Annotated in this window: 12 protein-coding genes; 2 read left to right on the top strand and 10 right to left on the bottom strand. The window is 68.9% G+C overall.

Features of this window, described 5'->3' with window-relative positions; all coding sequences use genetic code 11:
• Positions 1-15 precede the first annotated feature (15 nt).
• The gene (locus RS85_RS09230; RefSeq protein ID WP_046013158.1) at positions 16-858 is read right to left on the bottom strand and encodes an alpha/beta fold hydrolase; all 843 of its coding nucleotides are present in this window, start codon (positions 856-858) and stop codon (positions 16-18) included.
• A gap of 97 nt (positions 859-955) precedes the next feature.
• On the opposite strand from RS85_RS09230, the gene RS85_RS09225 reads away from it, so the two are divergent.
• Positions 956-1,522, top strand: coding sequence for a TetR/AcrR family transcriptional regulator (locus RS85_RS09225; protein WP_046013157.1), 567 nt, complete (start codon positions 956-958; stop codon positions 1,520-1,522).
• Positions 1,523-1,571: 49 nt separating this feature from the next.
• Complete coding sequence (locus RS85_RS09220; RefSeq protein ID WP_046013156.1) at positions 1,572-2,366, top strand: tryptophan-rich sensory protein; 795 nt, start codon at positions 1,572-1,574, stop codon at positions 2,364-2,366.
• 298 nt (positions 2,367-2,664) lie between these two features.
• Here RS85_RS09220 and RS85_RS09215 read toward each other — a convergent pair whose 3' ends face one another.
• The 9 genes from RS85_RS09215 to RS85_RS09175 form a co-directional block, all read right to left on the bottom strand.
• Positions 2,665-3,336: a response regulator gene (locus tag RS85_RS09215; protein ID WP_046013155.1), complete on the bottom strand. Its 672-nt coding sequence runs from the start codon at positions 3,334-3,336 to the stop codon at positions 2,665-2,667.
• The gene (locus tag RS85_RS09210; protein ID WP_046013154.1) at positions 3,333-5,897 is read right to left on the bottom strand and encodes an ATP-binding protein; all 2,565 of its coding nucleotides are present in this window, start codon (positions 5,895-5,897) and stop codon (positions 3,333-3,335) included. Before RS85_RS09210 ends, RS85_RS09215 begins: the two co-directional genes overlap by 4 nt.
• Positions 5,894-6,496 carry a potassium-transporting ATPase subunit KdpC gene (gene kdpC, locus RS85_RS09205; protein ID WP_046013153.1) on the bottom strand — a complete coding sequence of 201 codons (603 nt, stop codon included), beginning with the start codon at positions 6,494-6,496 and terminating at the stop codon, positions 5,894-5,896. The genes RS85_RS09210 and kdpC overlap by 4 nt, the downstream gene beginning before the upstream one ends.
• A 21-nt stretch (positions 6,497-6,517) precedes the next feature.
• Complete coding sequence (gene kdpB, locus RS85_RS09200; protein ID WP_235282391.1) at positions 6,518-8,836, bottom strand: potassium-transporting ATPase subunit KdpB; 2,319 nt, start codon at positions 8,834-8,836, stop codon at positions 6,518-6,520.
• Between the two features lies 1 nt (position 8,837).
• Positions 8,838-10,517, bottom strand: coding sequence for a potassium-transporting ATPase subunit KdpA (kdpA, locus tag RS85_RS09195; protein WP_046013151.1), 1,680 nt, complete (start codon positions 10,515-10,517; stop codon positions 8,838-8,840).
• Positions 10,517-10,606: a potassium-transporting ATPase subunit F gene (locus RS85_RS09190; protein WP_046013150.1), complete on the bottom strand. Its 90-nt coding sequence runs from the start codon at positions 10,604-10,606 to the stop codon at positions 10,517-10,519. Before RS85_RS09190 ends, kdpA begins: the two co-directional genes overlap by 1 nt.
• Before the next feature lie 293 nt (positions 10,607-10,899).
• Positions 10,900-11,172 (bottom strand): hypothetical protein, encoded by a 273-nt coding sequence (locus RS85_RS19700; protein WP_046013149.1) that lies wholly within the window; start codon positions 11,170-11,172, stop codon positions 10,900-10,902.
• 69 nt (positions 11,173-11,241) lie between these two features.
• A complete protein-coding gene (locus RS85_RS09180; RefSeq protein ID WP_046013148.1) occupies positions 11,242-11,949 on the bottom strand; it encodes a ThuA domain-containing protein in 708 nt (235 codons plus the stop codon).
• 49 nt (positions 11,950-11,998) lie between these two features.
• The gene (locus RS85_RS09175) at positions 11,999-14,074 is read right to left on the bottom strand and encodes an APC family permease (RefSeq protein ID WP_235282390.1); all 2,076 of its coding nucleotides are present in this window, start codon (positions 14,072-14,074) and stop codon (positions 11,999-12,001) included.
• Positions 14,075-14,101 lie beyond the last annotated feature (27 nt).

Here is a 14,101-nt window from a genome sequence, read left to right as displayed (position 1 = left end):
GCCGGCGGACGGCCCTTACTTCGCGAGGAAGTCCTTCAGCGCGGCGTTGACCTCGTCGGCGTGCGTCCAGAGCAGGCCGTGCGGGGCGCCCTCGACCTCGACGTAGTCGGCATCCGGCACTGCCTGGTGGAAGCGGCGCGCGGTCGCGTCGATCGGGAGGATGTTGTCCTTCGTGCCGTGCAGGATCAACGTGGGCTTGGCGGCGGCGCGCACGGCCTCGACATCGCCGCGGAAGTCCTCGATCCACGCGGAGACGACGGCGTAGGCGGCGACGGGCGCGCTGCCGATCGCGACGTTCCAGCTGCCGGTGACGGCCTGCTCGCTGATGCGCGAGCCGAGGTTCTCGTCGAGGTTGTAGAAGTTCTTGTAGAAGTCGGTGAACCAGGCGAAGCGGTCGCCCTTGGCGGCGGCGTGGATGCCGTCGAAGACCTCCTGCGGCACGCCCTCGGGGTTGTCGTCGCGCTGCACCAGGAAGGGCTCGAGCGAGGCGAGGAAGGCGAGCTTGGCGACGCGGTCGTGGCCGTATGTGGCGACGTAGCGGGCGAGCTCTCCGGTGCCCATCGAGAAGCCCACGAGCACGACGTCGCGCAGGTCGAGGGTCTCGAGCACGGTGTTGAGGTCGGCGGCGAACGTGTCGTAGTCGTAGCCGGAGTTCACCTTGGACGACTGGCCGAAGCCGCGACGGTCGTACGTGATCACGCGGTAGCCCTGGGTGAGGAGTTCGCGGGTCTGACGCTCCCAGCTGTGGCCGTCGAGCGGGTAGCCGTGGATCAGGACGACGGGCTGACCGGAGCCCTGGTCTTCGTAGTACAGCTCGATGGGGGTGCTGTTCTCGTTGCCGACGGTGATGTAGCCCATGATCCTGATCCTTTTCAGTCCCGGTGAGAACGGTCGTTCTCGCTCGATATGAACAATCTAGAGAACGTTCGTTCTCATGTCAAGTAAACTCTTGGACATGACCGAAGACGAGGCACGCGAACGCATCCTCTCCGCCGCCGAGGAGCTCTACTACCGCAAGGGCTACGCGGCCGTCGGCATGGACGAGCTGCGCGCGGCGGCCGGCGTGTCGCTGCGCCGCCTCTACGGTCTCTTCCCTGCGAAGAACGACATCGTCGCCGCGGTTCTGGCGCGCAAGCACGCCGAGTGGGAGTCCGGCCTGACGGCCGCCGTGACGGATGCCGGAGCTGACGCGCGCACGCGCCTGCTCGCCGTCTACGGGTACCTCGAGGACTGGTTCTGCACCGACGACTTCCGCGGCTGCGCCTTCATCAACGCCTTCGGCGAGCTCGGCGGGACGAACCCCGAGGTCGCCGAGATCGTCCGCACCCACAAAGCCTCGTTCCAGGAGTACATGGCGGGGCTCGTGGCGGACACCGGGGCGTCTCCGCTTCTCGCGGCGCAGCTGTCGATCCTCGCGGAGGGGGCGCAGAGCACGGCCGCGATCTCGGCGGATTCGCAGGTCGCGGTGCAGGCGCGCGGCGCGGCCGAGGTGCTCATCGACGCCGCGGTCCGTGCCCACTAACCAAGCAAGTCACTAACCAAGTTAGCGATTCGATGGTAAAGTCCCTGCCATGGAATCCCGGACTCAGGACATCATCCGCCAGACCGTGATCATCGCCGCGGCATCCTTCATGCTGATCGCGGCCGCCGTCGGCTCCGGTGCCTTCGGTGGCACCTCGGTGAGCGAGCTGCAGGACGGCGCTCTCTCGGCGCAGGGGTCGTACCTCGCTCCGGCCGGACCCGCCTTCTCGATCTGGTCCCTGATCTACGTCGGACTGATCGCGTACACGGTGTGGCAGGCGCTGCCGCCGCAGCGTGCGGACGAGCGCCAGCGCGCGGTCGGCGGATGGATCGCGGCGACGATGGTGCTGAACGGGCTGTGGCTCGTGACGGCGCAGTTCCTGACGCTGGTCCTCACCTGGATCGTCATCGCTGTGCTTCTCGGCGTGATCGGCCGCGTGATCGTGCTGCTCGGACGCTTCCCCGCGAAGAACCTCGCCGACCGCGCTCTCACCGACGGGGCGAACGGCCTGCACTTCGGCTGGGTCACGATCGCCACCGTCGCCAACATCACCGCGTGGCTCACCCAGACGGTTCCTTCGAGCTGGGGCGAGCAGGCCGAGGTCTGGGCCGTCGCCGTGCTCGTTGTCGTGCTCGTGATCGGCGCGGCATCCGCGTGGTTCACCGGACGAATCGCCCCGGCGCTCGCGACCGCGTGGGGTCTCGCATGGCTCGCCGTCGGGCGCCTCTCGGGTGTGCCGCAGAGCACCACGATCGCGATCACCGCGATCATCGTGGCCGTGCTGCTCGTCATCGCGGGGGGTGTCGCGGTGCTGCGGGCTCGCCGCGCGGCTTCGGCGGCCTAGTGCCGGCGGCTGGCCGTTCACAATTCAGTCAAAATCTGCGCCCGGGCCCCCGAATCGGGCTACCAGGCCGGCGGCCCGGCATTTTTGACTGAATCAAGAACAGGTGAACGACGAGACCGGGTTCCCGGGCGTCGCCGTCGCCCGCCGTCGCGGTGGCGCAGTCGGGACGGTTGGCTGTTCACAATTCAGCAAGAATCTGCGCCGAAGGCCCGTCTGGCCGCCTCAGGCTGCCAGTGCCCAAGTTCTGGCTGAATTGTGAACGCCCCCAACGTCTGCCGAAGCAGCCGCTCACGAGCCGTCAGAGCACGAGCCGGTAGCCCATTCCCGACTCGGTCAGCAGGTGCGCGGGCGCGCCGGGCTCACGCTCGAGCTTCTTGCGCAGCTGCGACATGTACAGCCGCAGATAGCCCGAGTCGGACACCTGCTCGCTGCCCCAGATCTCCTTCAGCAGATCCTGGCGGGTGACGAGAGCACCCGGATGCCGGGACAGATGCTCGAGCATCCGCCACTCGGTCGGTGTGAGGTGTACTCGTGAACCACCGCGTGTGACCGTCTTGGTGGAGAGGTCGACGACCACATCGGCGAAGGACACCACCGACTCACCGCTCGCCGGCGCCGACCGCCGCGACAGCGCCCGCAGCCGGGCGAGCAGCTCGTCGACCTGGAACGGCTTGGTCACGAAGTCGTCGGCGCCGGCATCCAGCGCCTCGACCTTGTCGGCGGAACCGGTGCGTCCGGACACCACGATGATCGGCACGTTCGTCCAGCCTCGCAGTGCCTGGATCACCTCGATGCCGTCGAGCCGCGGCATCCCGAGGTCGAGCATGATGAGGTCGGGGTGGGTCTGTGCGGCGGCGGCGATCGCGGCGGCGCCGTCGGGGGCGACGACGACCTCGTAGCCGTGGGCTGCCAGGGTGATCCGCAGCGCCCGCACCATCTGCGGGTCGTCGTCGGCGATGAGGAGCTTCACTCCGTGTCCTCCGTCATATGCGATTCCTGAGCTTGTCGAAGGGTGGGGGACGTGGCGGCCAGCGGCAGGGAGATGACCATCGTGAGGCCTCCGCCGGGGGTGTCCTCGGGTGTCAGGGTACCGCCCATGCCCTCGGTGAATCCGCGCGACAGCGCGAGTCCGAGACCGAGTCCGGTGGTGTTGTCGGTGTCGCCGAAGCGCTGGAACGGCTGGAAGATGCTGTCGCGACGTTCGGGCGCGACGCCGGCGCCGCGGTCGATGATGCGGATCTCTGCGCGCTCTCCGAGGGCGCTCGTCGATACGAGCACGCGTGAACCGGACGGCGCGTGCCGGTGCGCGTTGGCGAGCACGTTCACCAGCACCCGCTGCAGCAGTACGGGGTCGGCGTGCAGGGCAGGAAGAGCCGAGTCGAGGGCGAGTTCGACGTCGGACGGTCCGAGGCCGAGCTCATCGACCGCGGCGAGGACCGGAGCCGTGGCATCCAGTCGTGTGGCCGAGACCGCGAGCACCCCGGCCTGCACGCGGCTCACGTCGAGCAGATCGGTGACGAGCGCCGACAGCGTCGCGAGGCTCTCGTCGGCAGTGGCCAGCAACTCGGCGCGATCGGATGCCGACAGCTCGTGCGCCCCGCGCAGACCGCCGATCGCGGCGACGGCCGATGCCAGGGGGCGACGGATGTCGTGACTCACTGCCGACAGCAGGGCGCTGCGCACCTGGTCGGTCTCGGCGAGGGCCTCGGCCTCGAGGGCGGTCGCCCGCAGATCGGTGTGCTCGATCGCGGCCGACAGCTGCGCCACGATCGCGTCGAGCAGCCGACGCTCGGGGCCGGCCAGCGGTTGACCGTGGAGTTCGAGCGTCGCGCGTGGCGAACCGTTCGCACCGACGCCGACCGGGACGGTGGTGGAACGTCCGTCGGCCACGGGCTCCCCGTCGCTCGCGAGCACGTCGCCGTCGGGCGAGAGCAGTCGCACGCCGCTGAGGCCGAACGCCTCGCGGGTGCGGCTCACCATCGCGAGCACGGCGTTGTCTCCGCGCAGCACGTTGCCGGCGACCGCGGCGAGCAGCTCGGCTTCGGCGGCGGCGCGCTGCGCGGTGCGCGCGCGCCGAGCGGCCTGGTCGACGATGATGCTCACCAGGATCGCGATGACGACGTACAGCGCGAGGGCGAGCACGTGCAGCGGATGCGCGACGGTGATCGTGAACAACGGCGCCACGAAGAGGAAGTCGAGCGTGATGCCCGAGAGCACGGCAGCGAAGACCGCGGGACGGATGCCGCCGATCAGGGCGACCACCACGACGAGCAGCTGGTACGCAAGCACTTCGGCGGTGATCGACTCGGGGCTGCGGAAGGCGAACATCACCCAGGAGAGCAGCGGTCCGAAGACGAGCGCGACCGCGAAGCCGAGCACCTGTCGCCGCCAGCCGAGTGCTCCGCCGGTCATCCGCGGGAGTGCGAGACGTCCGCCGGCTGCGGCGTGCGTGACGATGTGCACGTCGATGTCGCCCGAGCGCCGAATGACCTCGGAGCCGATCCCGGGCCCGGTGAGCGCGGCGGCGAGGCGGCCGCGACGGCTGACGCCGATGACGAGCTGCGTGGCATCGGCGCCCTGCGCGAACTCGACGAGGGTCGCCGGGATGTCGTCGCCGACGACCTGGTGATAGCTGCCGCCGAGCGATTCCACGAGCGTGCGCTGGGCGGCGAGGGCGCCGGGTGTCTCGTCCCGCAGCCCGTCTTGGGCCGAGACGTGCACCGCGAGCAGCTCGCCGCCGGCGGAGCGGGCCGCGATCCTCGCGCCACGGCGCAGCAGCGTCTCGCCCTCCGGCCCACCGGTCAGCGCGACGACGACGCGCTCGCGGGCCTGCCAGGTGCCCTCGATGCCCTGCTCGGCACGGTAGGTGCGCAGCGCGCTGTCGACCTCGTCGGCGAGCCAGAGAAGAGCGAGCTCGCGAAGGGCCGTGAGGTTCCCGAGACGGAAGTAGTTCGACAGAGCCGCGTCGATGCGCTCGGCCGGGTAGACGAGACCTGCGGAGAGACGGTCGCGCAGCGACTGCGGTGCGAGGTCGACGACCTCGATCTCATCGGCGGCGCGCACGACGGCATCCGGAATCGTCTCCTGCTGGGCGACGCCGGTGATCTTCTCGACGACGGCGTTCAGGGATTCGACGTGCTGCACGTTCACGGTCGTGATGACGTCGATCCCGGCAGCGAGCAGCTCGTCGACGTCCTGCCAGCGCTTCGGATGCCGCGAGCCGGGGCTGTTGGTGTGCGCGAGTTCGTCGACCAGGGCGATCTCGGGCGCGCGGGAGAGCACGGCGTCGAGGTCGAGCTCGGTCAGCGGCACGCCGCGGTGATCGTCGATGCGGCGCGGCACCTCTTCGAGGCCGACGGTCTGCGCCTGCGTCGCGGCGCGCTCGTGGGTCTCGACGATCGCGATCACGACGTCGTGTCCTTCGTCGCGCAGACGCCGGCCCTCGGCGAGCATCTCGAAGGTCTTCCCGACGCCGGGTGCGGCGCCGAGGAGCACGCGGAGGCGACCGCGGCGCGAGTGCTCTCGGCTCATGCGCCCTCCCCGTCATCCAGCGCGAGGTTGAGTTCCGCGACGTTGATGCGTACTTCGCCGAGGAATCCCAGATCCCGCCCTTGAATCCTAGACTCCACGAGGTCGCGCACGGCCTGCTCGCCGAGTCCTCGTTCCGCCGCCACGCGCGGCACCTGCAGCAGCGCGTAGGCGACGCTGATGTGCGGGTCGAGACCGGAACCGGATGCCGTCACGGCATCCGCCGGTACCTCTGCGGGGGAGACGCCCTCGCGGTCCGCGATCGCGGCCTTCCGCTCCTCGATCGCCGCGACGAGGTCGGGATTCTCCGGTCCGAGGTTGCTGCCGCTCGACGCGGTGCCGTCGTAGCCGTCGCCGGCCGCGGAGGGGCGGGACTGGAAGTACTGCGGCAGGGCCTCGCCATCGGCATCCGTCGCGGACTGGCCGATCAGGGCGCTGCCCCTGTCGTCGGGCAGCGGGGAACCGTTCGCCTGGTACGGCAGCGCCAGCTGCCCGATGCCGGTGACCAGCAGGGTGTAGCCGACGCCGAGCACGAGGGAGAGGACGAGCATCGCGCGGACGGCCACGCCGAGTGTGCGGACGGTGGTGCGGGTGGAAGACATGTGCGGAACCTTTCGGGAGCGTCAGAAGCCGGGGATGAGGCTCACGACGAGGTCGATGAGCTTGATGCCGATGAACGGCGCGATGACTCCGCCGAGGCCGTAGATCAGCAGGTTGCGCTGCAGGATCTGCGACGCGCTCGCCGGGCGATACTTCACTCCGCGGAGCGCGAGCGGGATGAGGAAGACGATCACGATCGCGTTGAAGATGATCGCGCTGGTGACGGCGGATGCCGGTGAGTGCAGCTGCATCACGTTGAGCACGGCGAGCCCAGGGAAGACGCCCATGAACATCGCCGGGATGATGGCGAAGTACTTCGCGACGTCGTTGGCCAGCGAGAAGGTCGTGAGGGCTCCGCGGGTGATCAGCAGCTGCTTGCCGATGCGGACGATGTCGATCAGCTTCGTCGGATCCGAGTCGAGGTCCACCATGTTGCCGGCCTCTTTCGCGGCGGAGGTTCCGGTGTTCATCGCGACCCCGACATCGGCCTGCGCGAGGGCCGGGGCGTCGTTCGTGCCGTCGCCGGTCATCGCGACGAGCCGGCCGCCCTCCTGCTCGCGCCGGATGAGCTCGAGCTTCTGCTCGGGCGTCGCCTCGGCGAGGAAGTCGTCGACCCCCGCCTCCTTCGCGATCGCTGCGGCGGTCAGCGGGTTGTCACCCGTGATCATGACGGTGCGGATGCCCATGCTGCGCAGCTCGTCGAACCGTTCGCGCAGGCCGTCCTTGACGATGTCCTTGAGGTGCACGACCCCGAGGATTCTGCTCTCGGCGTCGCGTTTGGGCTCGGTCGCTGGCGCTCCCTCGCTCAACGACCGGGTGCTTTCGGTCGTTGAGCGAGCGGGGCGAGACGAAACGTCTGCAGGCGCCTTCACCGCGACCACGAGCGGAGTGCCGCCGCTCTGCGCGACACCGTCGGTGAGGGCCGTCAGCTCCGCATCATCGCCGGCCAGCCCCAGCCACGCCCGCACCGCGGAGCCGGCGCCCTTGCGGATCTGCGTGCCGTCGGCGAGGTCCAGCCCGCTCATGCGCGTCTGCGCGGTGAACGGCACGATGACGGCATCCGCCGGCTGCTCGACCCGGATGCCGCGGCTCGCGGCCAATTCGACGATCGAGGCTCCCTCGGGGGTCGGGTCGGCGAGCGACGACAACGCCGCGATCCGCAGCAGCTCGTCTTCGGCGATTCCGCCCAGGCGCAGCACTTCGTGAGCCCGGCGGTTGCCGTAGGTGATGGTGCCGGTCTTGTCGAGCAGCAACGTCGTCACGTCTCCGGCCGCCTCGACCGCGCGACCCGACATCGCCAGCACGTTTCGCTGGACGAGGCGGTCCATGCCGGCGATCCCGATGGCCGACAACAGGGCGCCGATGGTCGTGGGGATCAGGCAGACGAGCAGGGCGATCAGCACCGGGATGCTGACCGGCGAGGCCGCGTACGAGGCGATCGGGTTGAGCGCGAGCACCACGATCACGAACACGATCGACAGGCTCGCGAGCAGGATGTTCAGGGCGATCTCGTTCGGGGTGCGCTGCCGGCTCGCGCCTTCGACGAGGGCGATCATCCGGTCGACGAACGTCTCGCCCGACTTCGAGGTGATGCGCACGATGATGCGGTCGGACAGCACGCGGGTGCCGCCGGTGACGGCGCTGCGGTCGCCACCCGACTCGCGGATGACCGGAGCGCTCTCGCCGGTGATCGCCGATTCGTCGACGGTCGCGATGCCCGCGATGATGTCGCCGTCGCCGGGGATGAGGTCGCCCGCCTCGACGATCACGACGTCGTCCCGCTGGAGCTCAGCCGACGAGACCTCGACGATGTCGGCGCGTCGGGCGTCGGCATCCGTCCCGTCGTAACGCACCACACGCCGAGCCATCGTGCTCGTACGGGTCTTACGCAGGGTCGCGGCCTGCGCCTTGCCGCGCCCCTCGGCCACCGACTCGGCGACGTTCGCGAACAGGACGGTGAGCCAGAGCCACACCGCGATGCCCCAGGTGAACGGCGCAGGCACCGGGGTTCCGCCGGAGTCGGCCGGTCCGCCCAGGAACGGCTCGGCGATCGCGAGCACCGTGGTGAACGCGGCGCCGACCCAGACCAGCAGCATGACGGGGTTGCGGAAAAGCGAGGCCGGGTTGAGCTTCTTCAGTGCTCCGGGGAGCGCCTCGACGAGCTGCGCCCATCCGAATGCGCGCACCCCGGTCGTTGAGCGAGCGGAGCGAGACGAAACGTCTTCCACCTCCCCGGTCGTTGAGCGAGCGGGCGTCCCCTCCCCGGTCGTTGAGCGAGCGGGCGTCCCCTCCCCGGTCGTTGAGCGAGCGGAGCGAGACGAAACGTCAGGAGTGGTGGCCATGTCAGACGAGTCCTTCAGCGAGGGGTCCCAGTGCGAGCACGGGGAAGTAGGTGAGCGCGGTGACGATGACCGTCACGGCGAGGAGCAGGCCGACGAACTGCGGCCGGTGGGTGGGGAGAGTGCCCGACGTGGCGGGGATGCGCTCCTGCGCTGCGAACGAGCCGGCCAGCGCCAGGACGAGCACGATCGGGAGGAAGCGTCCGAGCAGCATCGCGACACCCAGGGCCGTGTTGAACCACGGGGTGTTCGCGGTGAGCCCGGCGAAGGCTGAGCCGTTGTTGTTCGCGGCGGAGGTGAACGCATAGAGCACCTCGCCCATGCCGTGCACGCCCGGGTTCAGGATGCTGGTCGCCTCGACGTCTGCCCGGATGCCGGGGATCGCGAAGCTCAGCGCCGTGCCGCCCAGTACGAGCGCCGGCACGACGAGGATGTACAGGCTCGCGAGCTTGATCTCCCGCGGACCGATCCGTTTGCCGAGGTACTCGGGGGTGCGGCCGACCAGCAGCCCGCCGACGAAGACCGCGATGATCGCGAGCACCAGCATTCCGTAGAGTCCCGAGCCCACGCCGCCGGGGGCGACCTCGCCGAGCATCATGTTCAGCATCGGCATCATGCCGCCGAGAGCCGTGTACGAGTCGTGCATCGAGTTGACCGCGCCGGTCGACGTGAGGGTGCTGGCGCTGCCGAACAGTGTGGAGCTCAGGATGCCGAAGCGCACCTCCTTTCCCTCCATCGCGGCGCCGGCGAGTTCCGGAGCGCTGCCGCGCCCGGCGAGCTCGAGTGCCGAGAGGGCGAAGGTCGAGACGAGGAAGATCGTGCTCATGACGGCGGCGATCGCGTATCCCTGGCGGTGGTCGCCGATCATGCGGCCGAACGTGCGGGGGAGGGAGAACGGGATCACGAGGATCAGCAGGATCTGCACCAGGTTCGTGAACGCGGTCGGGTTCTCGAACGGGTGCGCCGAATTGGCATTGAAGAACCCGCCGCCGTTCGTGCCGAGCAGCTTGATCGCCTCCTGCGAGGCGACCGGTCCGCCGGGGATGGTCTGCGTACCGCCCGAGACGGTGGTGACGTCGGTGAATCCGGCGAAGTTCTGGATGACACCGCCCGCGAGCAGCACGACCGCGCCGATCAGCGCGAGCGGCAGGAGCAGGCGCCCGAGACCGCGGGTCAGGTCGACCCAGAAGTTGCCGATCGTCGACGAGCCCCGGCGCGCGAGGCCGCGGATGAGCGCGATCGCGATCGTGAGGCCGACGGCCGCCGACACGAAGTTCTGCACGGTGAGTCCGGCGAGCTGCACGACGTAGCCCATGGTCTGCTCGGGGGAGTACGACTGCCAGTTCGTGTTGGTCACGAAGGATGCCGCGGTGTTGAACGCGAGTCCCTCCGGCACCGCGGGCAGGCCGAGAGACTGCGGGAGGAACGCCTGGAGTCGCTGCATCCCGTAGACGAGGACGACGCCGACGACCGAGAATGCGAGCACGCTCCGGGCATACGCACGCCAGGTCTGCTCGGAGCGGGAATCGACGCCGATGAGCCGGTAGAGACCGCGCTCGACGCGCAGGTCGCGCGGCGCCGAGTAGACGTGGGCGATGTAGTCGCCGAGGGGGCGATAGAGCATCACGAGCACGACGACGACGGCCGCGACCTGCAGGATGCCGAACCAGATCGAGGCGTCCATCAGAACCTCTCCGGCGCGACGAGGGCGACCACGAGGTAGATGACCGCGGCGACCGCGAGGGCGGCGGCGGCGATCTCGAAGACGATCACAGCTTCTCCACCGCCGCAGCGATCGAGGAGACCAGGGCGAACAGCGCGAGAGTCAGCGCGAGGTAGATGATGTCGAGCACGAAGTCGATACAACTCCGGTGCGGCGCAGCATCCGGCGATCCTCACGGTTCCCCTACGGGTTCCCGCCCGACGCATGCGCGACGCTCACAGTCGGTCGGTGCTCCGGTCGCAGGTGCTGCCGCCTCCGCCGCCACCGGGCGGCGCGAACTGCAACCGGAGCGGCGGGCAGCGGCTGGGTGCCCGTCCCGGAGCAGCTCCTCAGCCGAGGCTGATCACGGCGACGTCGATCGCGTCGATGTCGAGTCGGTGAGGCGGAGCACGAAGTCGATCGCCCTCTTCATCGCGGAGGGGTGCGGGGTCCCGTAGCGCGAGCGATCAGCATCCGCTTCTCGATCTCCTCTCCCGGCCGCACCCGTCGCCATGAGCCGGTGGGAGTCGCTCCGGCTGGCCTGCAGGTCGGTGTAGAGCCAGGTGAGATCGACCTGGATGGTCTGGGGGAGCGCGACCGCTGCGGGGTCGACGGCGTGCGTGTCGTGAATGGTCATACCGGTTATTGCCCGATCCCGGGAGAAGAGTTCACGCGAGTTTCGAAGGACTCCCCGTGTCGGGTGCCGTCATGCCGATCCCCTGCGACTCGCCCACAGCAATCCGCGCTCGACGATCGTGCGCACGTTCGCGTCGCGGAGCACCTCCGTGTCGTGACCTGGGGTGGCGACGAAGACACGGCCGGCACCCCAGGAGCGGGTCCAGACCGCCGGCGAGGTGATCGGTCGGTGCCAGGGCTGATCCGGTCGCGCCGGATGCGTCGTCGTCGCCAGCACATCGTTGAGGTCGTCGTGCAGCACCCAGTACTGCTCGGTCGTGAGCGCGAAGTTCGCGATGCCCCGGGTGATCTCGTGGTCGCGGCCGAGCTCGGTGATGTCGATCGTGTGGGGGAGGAAGCTGTCGGCGCCGTCGCCGCGAATCTCCTCCGGAGCCTTGGACGGATGCTTGACGAACTGTCCGCCCACGAGCTGCAGGTAGTCCGAGTTGATCCGGTAGGAGTCGACGATGCCGCCGTGCCACCCGGCGAAGCCGGTCCCCGCGATCACGGCTTCGCGCAGCCCCTTGATCGCGGCCGAGGAGATCTCCGACATCGAGACGGCCTGCACGATCAGGTCGGTCCGCGCCATGACGTGGGCATCCGCGTAGATCTCGCTGGACTCCTCGATCCGGATGTCGAAGCCGTTGTCGCCGAGGAACGGGCGGAAGAGGTCCGTCGTCTCCACGGGCTGGTGGCCCGGCCAGCCGCCGCGCACGATGAGGGCTCTGCGTGAGTTCATCGCCCCAGCCTAGGGATGCCGGTGGCATTCCACAGGATGCCGTCGCGCGTCAGTTCTGTGGAGGTCCCGCCGGCCGATGCGCCCGGCGCCCCGACACGACCACCGGCCGCCCGGCCCGCTCCTGGCCGGGAAGCGGGCGCGACCGTCGACCGTAGATGAGCTCGGACGAGTCGAGCAGCCACGGTACGAGGGTGATGGACACCCCGTGCACGAGCATCAGCTGGTTGGCGAGGCGTCGAGCGCGACGGTTGTGCAGGAACGACTCCCACCAGTGGCCGACGATGTATTGCGGCAGGTACACGGTGATGACCGACGAGCCGTGCTTCGCGCGGTACTGCTTGATGAACTGGGTCACCGGCTGCGCGAACGAGCGGTACGGCGACTCGAGGATCACGAGCGGGATCGGCATCAGATGGTCGGCCCATTGCTGCTGCAGCTCGGTGGCGGCATCCGCATCGACGGCGACATGCACCGCGATCGTCTTGCCGTGCTTCGCGGCGACCGCGTAGTCGACCGCCTTAGCGACCGGCTTCTGCAGCTTGCTGACCATGACGATGGCCACGTCGCCCGTGGCGCCGAAGCGCGTGATGTCGTCGATCGCGATCTCGTGTTCGACGTCACGGTAGTAGCGCTTCACCCCCAGCATCAGGAACGCGAGGATCGGGATCGCGAAGAACACCAGATACGCGCCGTGCGTGAACTTCGTGATGGTCACGATCAGCAGCACCGCCACCGTCATGGCCGCCCCGACGGAGTTGATGGCCAGGCCGACCCTCGCGGAGCGGCGGTCGGATGCCGAGACGGAAGACCCGCGCAGTATGCGCTTCCAGTGCCGGACCATGCCGATCTGACCGAGCGAGAACGACACGAAGACTCCGATGATGTACAGCTGGATCAGCGTCGTCAGCTTCGCCTGGAAGACCACGAGCACGATCATCGCCCCGATGCCGAGCAGGATCATGCCGTTCGAGAACACGAGGCGGTCACCGCGCGTGTTCAGCGACTTCGGGGCGTAGCCGTCGCGGGCCAGCACAGAGCCGAGCAACGGGAATCCGTTGAACGCCGTGTTCGCCGCGAGCAGCAGCACGCAGGCGGTCGCCGCCTGCACGATGAAGAACAGGATGCTGCCGCCGCCGAACGTCGCGCTCGCGATCTGCGCCATCAGGCTGGGCTGCGGATTCGTGCAGTCGAAGCCGATGAGGTCGCACGGGTTCTCGGCGTAGTGCACACCGGTGATCAGGGCGAGCGCCGTGAGGCCGGCGAACAGACAGGCCGCGATCGAGCCCATCAGCACGAGGGTCGACTGCGCGTTGCGCACCTTCGGGGTCCGGAAGGCGGGCACGCCGTTCGAGACGGCCTCGACGCCCGTGAGGGCGGAGCATCCGCTCGAGAACGCGCGCAGAATGAGGAGGATGACGGCGGCCTGGCTGAGGTTCTCCGCCTGCACCGAGAACTCGGCGCTCGACGCGATCGGCGCATCGCCGAGGAACGTGCGCACGAGTCCCGTCACGATCATGAAGGCGACCGAGGCGATGAAGACGTAGGTCGGGATCGCGAACACGAGGGAGGCCTCGCGCACCCCGCGCAGGTTCACGATGATGATCAGGATGACGAAGCCCACGGCCAGTTCCACTCGCAGCGGGTCGAGCCCGGGCACGGCCGAGATGATGTTGTCGACACCCGAGGCGACCGACACGGCAACGGTCAGCACGTAGTCGACGAGGAGCGCCGCGGCGACGATCACGCCGGGGATCTCGCCGAGATTCTTCGAGGCGACCTCGTAGTCGCCACCGCCGGAGGGGTAGGCCTTGATGAGCTGCCGATAGCTGAGCACGACGACGATGAGCAGCAGCACGACCGCGGCCGCGACCATCGGAGTGAACGACAGGAACGTGAGTCCGCCGATCAGCAGGATCATCACGAGCTCCTGCGGCGCGTACGCCACGGAACTCAGTGCATCCGAGGCGAAGATCGGCAGCGCCATCTTCTTCGGGAGCAGCTGATCCTCGACCTGCGCACTCGTCAGCGGGTCACCGATCAGGATCCGCTTGGCGCGCGGCGGGCCTTCTACGCTGTCTCTGATTTCGTCTGACACGTCCGGCGACACTACGCCTGCAGACGGCATCCTCACGCCATCCTCACGAAATCCCTA

This window comes from Microbacterium sp. SA39, from assembly GCF_000967865.1.
Taxonomy (GTDB): domain Bacteria; phylum Actinomycetota; class Actinomycetes; order Actinomycetales; family Microbacteriaceae; genus Microbacterium.
This window is presented reverse-complemented; position numbering and strand designations above follow the sequence as displayed.

Bases quoted from the DNA above. Each gene is read 5' to 3' on its own strand.
- RS85_RS09230 (WP_046013158.1), bottom strand. From the start codon at position 858: ATGGGCTACATCACCGTCGGCAACGAGAACAGCACCCCCATCGAGCTG.
- RS85_RS09225 (WP_046013157.1), top strand. From the start codon at position 956: ATGACCGAAGACGAGGCACGCGAACGCATCCTCTCCGCCGCCGAGGAG.
- RS85_RS09220 (WP_046013156.1), top strand. From the start codon at position 1,572: ATGGAATCCCGGACTCAGGACATCATCCGCCAGACCGTGATCATCGCC.
- RS85_RS09210 (WP_046013154.1), bottom strand. From the start codon at position 5,897: ATGAGCCGAGAGCACTCGCGCCGCGGTCGCCTCCGCGTGCTCCTCGGC.
- kdpC (WP_046013153.1), bottom strand. From the start codon at position 6,496: ATGTCTTCCACCCGCACCACCGTCCGCACACTCGGCGTGGCCGTCCGC.
- kdpB (WP_235282391.1), bottom strand. From the start codon at position 8,836: ATGGCCACCACTCCTGACGTTTCGTCTCGCTCCGCTCGCTCAACGACC.
- kdpA (WP_046013151.1), bottom strand. From the start codon at position 10,517: ATGGACGCCTCGATCTGGTTCGGCATCCTGCAGGTCGCGGCCGTCGTC.
- RS85_RS19700 (WP_046013149.1), bottom strand. From the start codon at position 11,172: ATGACCATTCACGACACGCACGCCGTCGACCCCGCAGCGGTCGCGCTC.
- RS85_RS09180 (WP_046013148.1), bottom strand. From the start codon at position 11,949: ATGAACTCACGCAGAGCCCTCATCGTGCGCGGCGGCTGGCCGGGCCAC.
- RS85_RS09175 (WP_235282390.1), bottom strand. From the start codon at position 14,074: ATGCCGTCTGCAGGCGTAGTGTCGCCGGACGTGTCAGACGAAATCAGA.